The sequence below is a fragment of the Mycobacterium sp. NPDC003449 genome (genome assembly GCF_053588415.1).
The window spans coordinates 18,075-29,978 of record NZ_JBSFPX010000080.1 but is presented as its reverse complement, the minus strand read 5'-3'; the positions used below and the strand labels follow the sequence as shown (position 1 = coordinate 29,978).

General features: G+C 65.1%; 12 protein-coding genes. 3 read left to right on the top strand and 9 right to left on the bottom strand.

Annotated elements, in window-relative coordinates; translation table 11 throughout:
* Window positions 1-67 precede the first annotated feature (67 nt).
* A complete protein-coding gene (locus ACWDTP_RS20250; RefSeq protein ID WP_450022952.1) occupies window positions 68-913 on the bottom strand; it encodes a mycofactocin-coupled SDR family oxidoreductase in 846 nt (281 codons plus the stop codon).
* A gap of 380 nt (window positions 914-1,293) precedes the next feature.
* On the bottom strand, window positions 1,294-2,013 hold the full coding sequence (locus ACWDTP_RS20245) for a TetR/AcrR family transcriptional regulator (protein ID WP_450022950.1): 720 nt from the start codon (window positions 2,011-2,013) through the stop codon (window positions 1,294-1,296).
* A gap of 181 nt (window positions 2,014-2,194) precedes the next feature.
* Here ACWDTP_RS20245 and ACWDTP_RS20240 point away from each other — a divergent pair, with 181 nt between their 5' ends.
* Window positions 2,195-2,977: an enoyl-CoA hydratase gene (locus ACWDTP_RS20240; RefSeq protein ID WP_450022948.1), complete on the top strand. Its 783-nt coding sequence runs from the start codon at window positions 2,195-2,197 to the stop codon at window positions 2,975-2,977.
* A gap of 66 nt (window positions 2,978-3,043) precedes the next feature.
* Window positions 3,044-4,483 carry an adenylate/guanylate cyclase domain-containing protein gene (locus ACWDTP_RS20235; RefSeq protein ID WP_450022962.1) on the top strand — a complete coding sequence of 480 codons (1,440 nt, stop codon included), beginning with the start codon at window positions 3,044-3,046 and terminating at the stop codon, window positions 4,481-4,483.
* Between the two features lie 75 nt (window positions 4,484-4,558).
* Here the strand turns inward: ACWDTP_RS20235 and ACWDTP_RS20230 are convergent, their stop codons facing one another.
* From ACWDTP_RS20230 to ACWDTP_RS20200, 7 genes are read right to left on the bottom strand one after another with little or no spacing between them, the layout of a single operon-like run.
* A complete protein-coding gene (locus ACWDTP_RS20230) occupies window positions 4,559-5,335 on the bottom strand; it encodes an acyl-CoA dehydrogenase family protein (RefSeq protein WP_450022960.1) in 777 nt (258 codons plus the stop codon).
* A gap of 53 nt (window positions 5,336-5,388) precedes the next feature.
* A complete protein-coding gene (locus ACWDTP_RS20225; protein WP_450022946.1) occupies window positions 5,389-6,510 on the bottom strand; it encodes an acyl-CoA dehydrogenase family protein in 1,122 nt (373 codons plus the stop codon).
* The gene (locus tag ACWDTP_RS20220; RefSeq protein WP_450022944.1) at window positions 6,507-6,938 is read right to left on the bottom strand and encodes a nuclear transport factor 2 family protein; all 432 of its coding nucleotides are present in this window, start codon (window positions 6,936-6,938) and stop codon (window positions 6,507-6,509) included. Before ACWDTP_RS20220 ends, ACWDTP_RS20225 begins: the two co-directional genes overlap by 4 nt.
* The gene (locus ACWDTP_RS20215) at window positions 6,925-8,163 is read right to left on the bottom strand and encodes an amidohydrolase family protein (RefSeq protein ID WP_450022958.1); all 1,239 of its coding nucleotides are present in this window, start codon (window positions 8,161-8,163) and stop codon (window positions 6,925-6,927) included. Before ACWDTP_RS20215 ends, ACWDTP_RS20220 begins: the two co-directional genes overlap by 14 nt.
* A gap of 11 nt (window positions 8,164-8,174) precedes the next feature.
* Window positions 8,175-8,504 (bottom strand): hypothetical protein, encoded by a 330-nt coding sequence (locus ACWDTP_RS20210; RefSeq protein ID WP_450022942.1) that lies wholly within the window; start codon window positions 8,502-8,504, stop codon window positions 8,175-8,177.
* On the bottom strand, window positions 8,497-9,828 hold the full coding sequence (locus tag ACWDTP_RS20205; RefSeq protein WP_450022940.1) for an aromatic ring-hydroxylating oxygenase subunit alpha: 1,332 nt from the start codon (window positions 9,826-9,828) through the stop codon (window positions 8,497-8,499). The genes ACWDTP_RS20210 and ACWDTP_RS20205 overlap by 8 nt, the downstream gene beginning before the upstream one ends.
* Before the next feature lie 4 nt (window positions 9,829-9,832).
* Window positions 9,833-10,375, bottom strand: coding sequence for a carboxymuconolactone decarboxylase family protein (locus ACWDTP_RS20200; protein WP_450022938.1), 543 nt, complete (start codon window positions 10,373-10,375; stop codon window positions 9,833-9,835).
* Between the two features lie 222 nt (window positions 10,376-10,597).
* Between ACWDTP_RS20200 and ACWDTP_RS20195 the strand changes: the two genes are divergently transcribed.
* A complete protein-coding gene (locus ACWDTP_RS20195) occupies window positions 10,598-11,893 on the top strand; it encodes an amidohydrolase family protein (RefSeq protein ID WP_450022936.1) in 1,296 nt (431 codons plus the stop codon).
* The last annotated feature ends 11 nt before the right edge of the window (window positions 11,894-11,904 follow it).

Below are 11,904 nucleotides of genomic sequence, written 5' to 3'. Positions count from 1 at the left end.
AGACGCAAAACTGCACCAAAACCCCGGATTTGGTGCAGTTTTGCGTCTGCTCGCGCAGGAAGGTGGGCTACTTCAGGCAGCTGCCCGCGTCGACCGGCAGCGTCACGCCCGTGATATAGCGCGCCTCCTCGGAGGCCAGGAACAGCACGGCGTTGCTGATGTCGACGGCCTCGACCCACGGGATGGGCAGGGTGTGGAACAGCTGGCAGATCGGGGCCATATCGTCGGGGCCCGGGTTCTCCAGGTCCGGGCGGAACATCTTGAAGGTGCCCTCGTTGTGCAGCATCGGCGTCGCCACGTGGGTGGGGTGCACGGTGTTGACCCTGATGTTGTGCTGACCTAACTCGACGGCGAACCCGCGCATCAACCCGACCACACCGTGCTTGGCGGCGACGTAGTTGCCGCAGTGCGGGTACGCCTTGAGCCCGCCCACCGAGCTGGTCAGCACGATGGAACCGCCACGGCCGCCGGAGATCAGGTGGGGGACACCGGCTTTGACCGATTTCCACACCCCGGACAGGTTGATGTCGATCATCTCGTCCCAGTCCAGTTCGCTGGTCTGGTCCAGGGTGTCGCCGCCGTTGCCGATGCCGGCGTTGGCAACGATGATGTCGAGCCTGCCGAGCTGCTCGACGCCGCTGTCCACGGCGGTCTTGATCGCCGCCGCGTCACGGACGTCCACCTCGGCGGTGACGACGCGCCGGTCCAGTCCCTTGATCAGGTTCGCGGTCTCGGCCAGGTCATCTGAGGTCGAGGCGGGGATCGCGGTTTCGGTGCCGGGCCGGATCGGCCCGCAGATGTCGATCGCGATGATGTCTGCGCCCTCCTGGGCCAGCCGCACCGCGTGGCTGCGTCCCTGGCCGCGGGCCGCGCCGGTGACGAATGCGACCTTGCCTTCCACCCGTCCAGACATTGGTTACCTCATCCTGTAGCTCGTGAATCGTTGCGTCTTCGGCGATAGTCTGTGCACCTGCTCAGCACTCTGTTACGACTCTGTCACCGGCCCACCTATTGTGTCAACGGCGGACTCGTTTTGGGCAATTTGTACTCTTCGCTTACAAGAATCTAATTCTCAGCAAGTGCGGTTCCAGTCCGGGGTAAGAGACCTTCGCAGCGGGACGGGGCGGGCGGGCATCTCGGTGTCTGTCCCCTGTGAGCGGCGCGGCCTGCGCACGCGGCGCAACCTCGACGGAGGGGTCCGGCGTTCGGGCGGTGTGACGTCACCATGGGCGGAGACCGCCTCGCCGGGCCGGCGCAAGGGCGATTCTTCTGGGGTGAGAGGAAAATTCTCGGCTAGCTGGCGGTGAACCCGTTGGCGCAGAAATCCCAGACTTCGTCGGCGGTGATCGGATGGGTCGAGGCGTCGTCGCTGCCGCCGTTGTACTGGGCGACGAACATGACGGTCTGCATCGCCATCGCGGCCATCCGACGCGGGTTGACCCCGTCGCGGAGCACGCCGGCCTCCGATGCCTCCTCCATGAGCTCGGTGAGCAGCGCCAACAGCGGTGCGTGCGCGACCTTCACCTCGGAGGGATGGGAGACGAGCAGCCGCGGCGCGAAGTCGGTGAACAGTGGGCGCTGGGCGGCGGGATCGGGTCGCGAGGATTCGAAGAGCAGCTGAATCGCCACTTTGAGCCGCTCCAGGGGATCCTCATGGCTCGCGGTGGCCGCGCGGATCTGATCCGCCGAGCGGCTCAGGGCGTCTTCGAACAGGGCTAGCAGCAGCTCATGCTTACCGTCGAACTGCAGGTAGAAGCTGCGCAGCGACTGCCGTGAGCGGTCGACGACCTCTTGGACGGTGAAGTCGGTGCTGCCCTTTTCGATGATGATCGCCTGCGCCGCGTCCAGGAACCGCTGCACGCGTTGCGCGGCGCGGAGCTTGGCGGTTTTGATCGACCGTTCGACTGCCCGCTGCTTCCATGCGGGTTCTTCGCCAGCGCTGGTCACAGGCGGCTCAGATGCGTGTCGGGTCGGGAGAACATGAACTGACTGTACCGGAGAACGTCTTGCCATAGTGGTGTCAGACCCCCTCTCGGTCACCGTGTCGGAGATTGTAACTTTCTCACTGTGAGAATAGTATTCTCATGCCGGGAATTATAAAAGCTCTTCGGGAAGAGGGCATTGCGTCGTCACCGAGCCCCGCCGCGCGAACGGTTGCCCGGAAGGACAACCCGATAGACAGGGAGTAATCGACGTGTACATCGACTACGACGTCGCCGATGCGGTCGCCACCATCACCCTCAACCGGCCCGAGGCGGCCAATGCGCAGAATCCGGACCTGCTCGACGAACTCGACGCCGCATGGACCAGGGCGGCCCAGGATCCCGACGCCAAGGTGATCGTCCTGCGCGCCAACGGAAAGCATTTCTCGGCCGGCCACGATCTGCGCGGCGGCGGTCCGGTGCCCGACAAGATCACCCTGGAGTTCATCATCGAGCACGAGGCCCGGCGCTACCTGGAGTACACCCTGCGCTGGCGCAACGTGCCCAAACCGTCGATCGCCGCGGTGCAGGGCAGATGCATATCTGGTGGTCTGCTGCTGTGCTGGCCGTGCGACCTCATCGTGGCCGCCGACGACGCGATGTTCTCCGATCCGGTGGTGCTCATGGGGATCGGGGGTGTCGAGTACCACGGCCACACCTGGGAACTGGGTCCGCGAAAGGCCAAGGAGATCCTGTTCACCGGCCGCGCGATGACGGCCGAGGAGGTCGAGCGCACCGGCATGGTCAATCGGGTGGTACCGCGGGCACAACTCGACGAGCACACCCGCGAACTGGCCCGCCAGATCGCCGCGATGCCGTCGTTCGCGCTACGCCAGGCCAAACGTGCGGTCAACCAGACGCTGGACGTGCAGGGTTTCTACGCCGCGATCCAATCGGTGTTCGACATCCACCAGACCGGGCACGGCAACGCGCTCAGCGTCGGCGGCTGGCCGGTACTGGTCAACCTCGACGATATGAAGGCGAATATCAAGTAGCGTGCAGTTGTGAGCGGCCCACGGCGTGCGAGCGCCGACCGCCTCGCAGCGCATTACGCGGTCCGGCTGACGCTGGCGCATCTGACTGCCGCGGCCGCGGTCCTGCTGGTGATCGTCTCCCTGTCCGGCAACACCGTCGGTGATGCCCGTGACCTGCTCACCACCAAGAACCTGATCGGATTCATTGTCTTGGTGGCATTTTCGGCCGCACTGGACGCGGTCCTCGGTGTCATCAACATGCGTCCGACATTCCGCTGGTTCGCCACCGGCGAGGAACCCACGCCCGCGCAACGTACTGCCGCGGTGCGTATCCCGGTCCGCCAGACCGCGGTCGAGTTCACCGTCTGGGCCGTCAGCGGCGCGGTGTTCATGGTGCTCAATCTCGATGCCCGCGGTGGAGTCGCCTATGTGATCGGCGGGTCCATCCTGTTCGGCGCGATGATCACTGCATGCGTCGGGTTCCTGATCACCTCAAGGACGTTGCGGCCGATGATCGCGGCCGCCATGAAGGATTCGGCTGATCGGATCCGGCTGCCGGGGGCGTTGGGACGCCTGATCTACGTCTGGGTGCTATTCACCGCGGTGCCCAGCGTCGGGATCGCGGTGATCGTGCTGGCCAGGTCCAACGGTTGGTTCCTGCAGTCGTCGGCCTCGATCGACACTCCCATCCTGGTGATGGCGGGGGTCGCGGTGCTGCTGGGATTCGTCGCCACCATCCTGGTGGCGCGGTCGATCTCGGATCCGATTCACGAGGTGGTCGTGGCGATGACCGAGGTGGCCAAGGGCAGGGTCGACGCATCGGTGGCGGTCTATGAACCGTCCGAGATCGGGCGCCTACAGGCCGGATTCAACCGGATGGTGGCCGGTCTGGCCGAACGTGAACGCCTGCGTGATCTGTTCGGTCGATACGTGGGGGTCGACGTGGCCCGCCATGCGCTGCAGCAGCAGGGCGGGGCGATCAGCGGCGACGTCCGTGAGGTCGCGATCCTCTACATCGACCTGGTGGGGTCGACGGCGCTGGCCGCGTCGAGGCCGCCGGACGAGGTGGCTCAGCTGCTCAACGGATTCTTCCGGATCGTCGTCGACACCGTGGAGCACCACCACGGCCTGATCAACAAGTTCGAGGGCGATGCCGTCCTCGCCGCATTCGGGGCCCCGCTGGCACTGGACAATCCGGCGTCCTCGGCCATGGCGGCCGGCCGGGCGCTCATCCCGCGGCTTCTCGCGCTGCCCGATGTCGAGTTCGGCGTGGGGATCTCCTATGGGGCGGTGTTCGCCGGCAATATCGGCGCCGAGAACCGATACGAATACACGGTCATCGGTGACTCGGTCAACGAGGCGGCCCGGCTCGCCGACCATGCCAAGGACCGGGAGTCCGCCGTGTTGTGCTCGGGGAGCGCCCTGGCGTGTGCCGACGCCGACGAGGGGCAGCATTGGGTGGTGCGGGGATCGACGGTGCTACGGGGGCGCTCTACGGCGACGGTATTCGCCGAACCTCTCACCTGATCCGCGCGAGCAGACACGCAGGTACCCGGAAAACGCCATTTCGGGGTACCGCCGTGTCTGCTCGGCGGGGGACGGTTACAGCTGGGCCAGCCGCGGAGCCGATCCACGGGCGCGCAGCCCCGCGCCTGCGCGCCGGGTGAGCTCACGTGAACTTCCCAGGATCGCGTCGAGCACCACCACCCGTTCGATATGGCGGTGCAGATCGTGTTCGGCGGTGAACCCGATTCCGGCGAGCACCTGCTGGCAGTTCCTGGCCGCGGCCAGCGCCGCCTTGCCCGCGGCGGCCTTGGCCAGAAGTGCGGTCAGATCGGGATTGTCGGCACCCGGCAGGGTCAGGGTCGCCTCGGCCCCTTCGATCGCCACCAGGGTCTCGGCCAGTCGGTGGCGCACCGCCTGGAACGACGCGATGGGTTTACCGAACTGCACCCGGTCCAGAGCGTGACGACGGGCCAGGGCCAGCATCGCCCTGGCCGAACCGATCAACCACCAGGCCACGGCCACCCGAGCCTCGGCCAAACGCAACAGATCGCCCTCGTTCACCCGGCGCAGTGGCAATCCGCCGAGTACGTCGAGTGGCGTGGAATTGTCGAGTACCCACTGGTCGATTTCATCTGCCGCGGGCCGCTCCCACACCACCTGGATCCCGCCCGCGTAAGGGAGCACCGGTAGCCCATCGGGCGGCCGTCGCGAAGACTGTAGCACGACGTCGTTGAGAACCGATGCGTGCGAACCTGTTTCGCCCAGCAACCGAAATACCAGTGCGATCGCTTGGTCGGGCGTTTCGGAGAGCATGTCGGCCCAGCCCAGTTCGGTCAGTGCCGCATCAAGGTCCGGGCCGGACTTCGCGAGCATGGTCTTGCGCAGCCCGTCTTCGAGCAGGTCGAGATCAGAGTTTCCGGCCACGTTCACTCCTTCCCGAGGTCCAGCAGGCGACGGGCGATGATGTTGCGCTGAACCTCCGCGGTGCCGCCGTAGATGGTGGCCGCACGCGAGTACAGGTATTCGGTGCGCCACGGGCCACCGTCGAGTTCGACGACACCGGGCAACAGATCCCGTGCCGCGTCGTAGAGCCGTTGTTCGGCGCCGGCCAGCAGTACCTTGTCGATCGAGGTGTCCGGGCCCAACTTCTGTCCGTCGGCCAGCCGGTGCTGGGTGGCCCTGGACCGGCACCGCAGGGTGTGCAGGGCCAGATAGGCCTCACCCATATCGGTGTCGACCGCCTGGCCGAGACTTTTGACCTCGCCGATCAGCGCGTCGAACCGCGAATACAGGTACGCGATCCGCTGCCAGAAACAGGTCGACCTTTCGTAGGGCAGCAGGTCCATCGCCAGCTGCCAGCCGTCGCCCGGCATCCCGAGCATCCGGCTCGCGTCGACGGCGACGTCGTCGAAATACACCTCGCAGAACTCGTCGACGCCGTGCATCGTCTGCAGCGGGCGCACGGTGATGCCTGGGGTGTCGAGATCGACGAAGAACGCAGAAATGGCTTCATGATCCGGCGTCGACGCGTCCCCGGTGCGGGTCAGCAGGATGCACCGGTGCGAGTACTGGGCGAAGCTGGTCCACACCTTCTGCCCGTTCACCACCCACTTGTCGCCACGCTGCTCGGCGCGTGTGGTCAGCGACGCCAGATCGCTACCCGACCCCGGCTCGGAAAAGCCTTGGCACCACTGCTCTTCACCGCTGAGGAGTTTGGGCACCATCTCGGCGGCCAGTTCCGCCGGGGCGTAGTCGATCATCGTCGGCGCCAGCACCTCGAGCATGGAGTACGGCCCCGGTTCGGCGAGTCTGCGGCCCACCACCTCCTCGCCGACGATGGCCCGCAGGATGTCCGGGCCACCAAGTCCGCCGGCATGTTCGCGCCAGCCGTACCGGCTCCAGCCGGCCTCGTACAGTGCGGCCTGCACCCTGGCGAACTGGCGCATATGGCCGGCGAGGGTGTGGTCGTCGGGTGGGGTCAGGTCATTGCGGTCCAGCCAGGCCCGCAGCTCGGTGCGGAATGTGGCGGGTTCGTGCAGGTCGGTCACGCTGTGGGCCGTCCGATCGCATGAGGTTTGCCGTGATCGTGCGCACCGCTGCGGCGGATGAACGTCATGGCGCGGGTCCGTAGCCGCCAGCCTTCGGCCGTGCGCAGGTAGGTGTCGTTGTAGTAGCCGATCCGCATATCGTGCGCGGAGTGCTCGATGAAGCACAGCGGCTGGGTGCCGGTTGCGGCGTCCGGATTGTCGGCGTCGAAGGTCACCAGCGCGGTTCCGGTCATGAACAGGCCCTTCGGCGCGGCGTCGACGAGAACCGGGAAGCGTTCCAGTGCATAGGTTTCGCCGAAGGCGCTGTAGGTGCCGTCGGGGGTGAACACCGAGACAAGGCCCTCGATGTCACCCTGCGTGATGGTCACGGCATAGCGGGCCAGCACCTGCTGGATCTCGACGAGATCGTCGGTCCTATTCGCGCTCATGGGCGTACTCATTCCTGTAGACCTTACCGCCCTTCATTACAAATTTCACATCTCTTGTAACGTTGATGTCCTGCAGTGGATCGCCGGGCACCGCGATGATGTCGGCCAGCAGACCCTCGGCCAGCCGGCCCCGGTCGGTGGCGTTGATCAGGTCGGCGGCGACGACGGTGGCCGCGCGCAGTACCGCGGCGGGCGGCATGCCCCACTCGACGAGTGTGACCAGCTCATCGGCATTCTTCCCGTGCGGGATGGCCGGGGCGTCGGTGCCGACGGCGATCTTCACGCCGGCCTCGTAGGCCGCCTTGATCGACGTCTCGGCTTTCGGGAACATCTCGGCTGCCTTGTCCTGCAACACTTTGGGGGCTTTCGACACATCCATGGCCTGGGCCAGTCGCCGGGTCGTCACCAGGAAGCGGTCGTGCTCGACGAGCATCGCGATGGCCTCGGCGTCCATCAGGAAACCGTGTTCGATGCAGTCGATACCGCAGGCCACCGCATGCTTGACGGCTTCGGCGCCGTGGGTGTGCGCGGCCACCCGCAGGCCCCTGCGGTGCGCCTCGTCGACGATGACCCGCAGCTCCTCATCCGAATAGTGTTGTGCGCCTGCTTCACCGGTCAGCGACATGACGCCACCCGAACAGCACACCTTGATCAACTGGGCGCCGTGTTTGATCTGGTAGCGCACCGCCTTGCGGATCTCGTCGACCCCGTTGGCGATGCCCTCCTCGATCGTCAGCTCGAGTACACCCGGCATGAACGCGGCGAACATCGTCGGGTCCAGATGCCCACCGGTCGGCGTGATGGCATGTCCGGCGGGCACGATGCGCGGCCCTTCGATCCAGCCGGCGTCGATCGCCTTGCCGAGCGCCACGTCGAGCAGGTATCCGCCGGTCTTGACGAACAGGCCGAGATTGCGCACCGTGGTGAATCCGGCCCGCAGCGTGCGGCGCGAGTTGCCGACCGCCCGCAGCACCCGGGTCGGCGGGTCATCCTGCACCTGGGACAGGCCGGGGTTCTCACCCCGCCCACCCATGAGCAGATTGACCTCCATGTCCATCAGGCCGGGCAGCAGGATGGCGTCGCCCAGATCGAGCACAGTCGATGACTCCGCTTCGACCTCCCCGCCGATTCCGACGATGCGGTCACCCTCGACACGGACGATGCCGGGGCGACGAATCTCCCCGGCATCGACGTCGAGCAGACCCGCGGCTTTGAGGGTCAGCACGTCTGTCACCGCTAGACCACCGGCTCCTTGACCAGCTGGATATAGGCCGCGCCGCTGTCGAGCACGCGGGGCTGCTTCCACACCTCGATCGGGAAGCTCACCATCACGATCGACTGTCCGAGATGCACCAGCGCCTTGGCGTCCTCGGGCATCCCCTTGAGCGGGAATCGGGCGTCGACATACACCATGATGTCCTCGAGCCGTTCCATGCCGGCATCATAGAGTTCCTGCATCTCTTCCATCGACGAGTTGAGCCGCTTCGAGTAGCGCTCCTCCTCGGTGGGCAGGCACCAATCGGCGAACCGCTCCAGGTCGGCGAACTCGGCTGGCAACTTAGACATTTGCGGACTCCTTCGCGATCGTGGAGTGAGCGGCCCCGTTGCCGTTGTTCGCCGCTTGGGCTTCCTTGTACCGGTCCACGTACCGGTGGGCGGTGTGGTGCAGGTGGCGCAGCAGGATCTCCTGGTCGCACAACGGGAATTCGGTGACCGCCCTGGTGCCGATCTGGGTCTGGGTGGCCTCAAGCGTGTTGGCGTCCTGGAACGCGTATTCCTTGAACGTCACCGCGGCCAGCTCCTGGGACAGCCGTTCGCGCAGGTTCTTCGGCGGCACGAAATACAGGTCGGCCTCGAAGATATGGGTGTCCACACCGGTCGGCCAGTAGTTGTAGGTCAGGTACCAGCCCGGCACCCAGAAGAGCAGGGTGAAATTCGGGAAGAATTCGAACGAGTCCTGACCCCACGTCTTGTGCCGGCCGGGATTGATCGCTGGCGGCAACTCGTCGGGCAGGATGCCCTTGATGGCGGGGCGATCCCACGGACCGAACAGGCCACTGTGCAGGATACGTTCGATGGGCTTGACCATCTTCAGATCCTTGGGCGGGCTCATGCCGCCCCAGGACGAGATCATCGAGTGATCGCCCTTGATGTCGTAGTGCAGCGCCTCGAAGCCGAACTTGGCCAGTTTCTCGGCCTCCTCCTTCTCCGCCTGCTTCATGTGCAGGATCGGCGCGTGGTAGAACTCGACGAACGCGTCGATGAACAGCTTCCAGTTGGCCTTGATCTCCGAGCGGTAGCTGTAATGCTCGGTCATCTCATGGAACGGGTAGCCCTTGAGGCCCTGACCGAACTCGCCCAGGTACTCCTCGAGCGACACCGCGTCATCGTCGAAGTTGACGAAGATGAAGCCCTCCCATACCTCGCAGCGCACCGGCTTGAGCGGGTAGTCGGCCTTGTCGACGTCGAAGAACTCCTGCTCCTGCTGAATGAACGTCAGGTCGCCCTTGAGGTCGTAACGCCAGGCGTGGTATTTGCAGACGAACTGCCGGCAGCTGCCCGAAACCTCTTCGCCGGGATAGTCGTTCCACACCAGCTTGTTGCCGCGGTGGCGGCACATATTATAGAACGCCCGGATCTGCTCGCCGTCGTTGACGATGATGATCGAGGTGCCGGGCCCGACCGACGGCAGCTCGCGCGTGATGTATCTGCCCTTCCTGGGAACCAGCTCCACCCGGCCCATCTGAAGCCAGGTCTTGCGGAAGATGGCCTGCTGCTCCAGCTTCCACTGCTCGGGATCGATCGAATCCTCGTAGTTGACCGGACCGGTACCCAGTTCGGGCCAGTTCTCGGTCCAGCTGCCGACATCCGGCTTCGGGAAAAACGCCACGTGTCTATCCTCTTTCTCCAGTGCCGGATTCCGGCTCGATGCCAAAGGTGTTGTAGGCCATGGCCATCAGGCCGTAGCCGCCGACGGTGAAAACCAGGTCCATGCGCTGGCGCTCGTCGAACGTCTCGCTCAGTGCCGCCCATGTCGGATCAGCGATCAGGGACTGCCCGTCCAGTTCGTCGACGGCGTCGAGGACAGCCTGGTCGACGGGGTCGGCGGCCTCACCGCGTTCGATACCGGCGATGTCGTCATCGGTGAGCCCTTCGGCCTTTCCCATGATGACGTGGTGGGCCCATTCGTATGCGCAGCCGCGACGGTGGGCGATCCGCAGGATCGCCAGCTCGCGGGCCCGCGGGTCCAGCGTCGAACGGAACAACAGATGATTGCTGAACCGCAGGAACGCCTTGGTCAGCTGCGGGTGGCGGGCGAGAGTGGACAGCGCCGTCCCGGCTCCGTCGGGATTGAGTCGTTCCTCGGGGAGCATGACCGACAGCGCCCGTCGCACCTCCTCGTCCCACTCGGCGGCGGGCAATGGGGCCAGACGCACCTGCGGTCTCCTCTCGGCTGGCAGCCTGCGACTCTCTACGGTGAGAATTAGGTTCTCATTTTCGCCTAACAGGTTTCCACCTTTTTCTCGAATGGTCAATGCCGGGGCCGGTGTTCTCCTCCTGACCAGGGTGATTGTGCTCGTCAGGGCCATCACACGTTGATTCTCGGTAGACGAGAAGCTAGTTTTCTGAAGTAGAGAACACGGTGACCTGGAGGGGCCATGAACAAAGACGACATGATTCTGATCAGCGTGGACGACCACATCATCGAGCCACCCGACATGTTCAAGAACCACCTGCCGGCGAAGTACCGCGACGAGGCGCCGCGACTGGTGCACAATTCCGACGGGTCGGATACCTGGCAGTTCCGCGATACGGTGATCCCGAACGTGGCACTCAACGCGGTCGCGGGCCGGCCCAAGGAGGAGTACGGGCTGGAGCCGCAGGGCCTCGACGAGATCCGCAAGGGGTGTTACGACCCGAACGAGCGGGTGAAGGATATGAATGCCGGCGGAGTGCTGGCGACCATGAACTTCCCGTCCTTTCCGGGGTTCGCCGCGCGGTTGTTCGCGACCGACGATTCGGAGTTCTCGCTCGCGCTGGTGCAGGCCTACAACGACTGGCACATCGACGAATGGTGCGGGTCCAACCCCGGCCGATTCATCCCGATGGCGCTGCCGGCGATCTGGGATCCGCAGCTGTGCGCCGACGAGGTGCGGCGGGTCAGTAAGAAGGGTGTGCATTCGCTGACCTTCACCGAGAACCCGTCGACCCTGGGCTACCCGAGCTTTCACGATCTGGAGCACTGGAAGCCGCTGTGGGAGGCCCTGGTCGACACCGACACGGTGATGAACGTGCACATCGGGTCGTCGGGCAAGCTGGCCATCACCGCGCCGGACGCGCCGATGGACGTGATGATCACGCTGCAGCCGATGAACATCGTGCAGGCCGCGGCCGACCTGTTGTGGTCGGCGCCGATCAAGGCCTACCCGGATCTCAAGATCGCCCTGAGCGAGGGTGGGACGGGGTGGATTCCGTACTTCCTGGACCGGGTCGACCGGACCTATGAGATGCACTCGACCTGGACCCATCAGGACTTCGGCGACAAGCGGCCGTCGGATGTGTTCCGCGAGCACTTCATGACGTGCTTCATCTCCGATCCGGTCGGGGTGAAGAACCGGCACATGATCGGCATCGACAACATCTGCTGGGAGATGGACTACCCGCACAGCGATTCGATGTGGCCGGGGGCGCCCGAGGAACTGTCGGCGGTATTCGACACCTACGAGGTTCCCGACGACGAGATCAACAAGATCACCCATGAGAACGCCATGCGGCTCTACCACTTCGAGCCGTTCGCCCATGTACCCAAGGAGGAGGCCACCGTCGGTGCCCTGCGCAGGCAGGCCGAGGGTCATGATGTGTCGATCCGGGCGCTGAGCCACAAGGAGAAGACTGGCGCCAACTTCGCCGATTTCGCGGCCAACGCCAAAGCCGTTGCCGGCGCGCAGGACTGAAGGTAGGGGAA

Excerpts from the sequence above, each read along its gene's own strand:
- ACWDTP_RS20210 (WP_450022942.1), bottom strand. The coding sequence starts at position 8,504 with ATGTCTAAGTTGCCAGCCGAGTTCGCCGACCTGGAGCGGTTCGCCGAT.
- ACWDTP_RS20220 (WP_450022944.1), bottom strand. The coding sequence starts at position 6,938 with ATGAGCGCGAATAGGACCGACGATCTCGTCGAGATCCAGCAGGTGCTG.
- ACWDTP_RS20245 (WP_450022950.1), bottom strand. The coding sequence starts at position 2,013 with ATGGCAAGACGTTCTCCGGTACAGTCAGTTCATGTTCTCCCGACCCGA.
- ACWDTP_RS20250 (WP_450022952.1), bottom strand. The coding sequence starts at position 913 with ATGTCTGGACGGGTGGAAGGCAAGGTCGCATTCGTCACCGGCGCGGCC.
- ACWDTP_RS20230 (WP_450022960.1), bottom strand. The coding sequence starts at position 5,335 with ATGCTCGCGAAGTCCGGCCCGGACCTTGATGCGGCACTGACCGAACTG.
- ACWDTP_RS20195 (WP_450022936.1), top strand. The coding sequence starts at position 10,598 with ATGAACAAAGACGACATGATTCTGATCAGCGTGGACGACCACATCATC.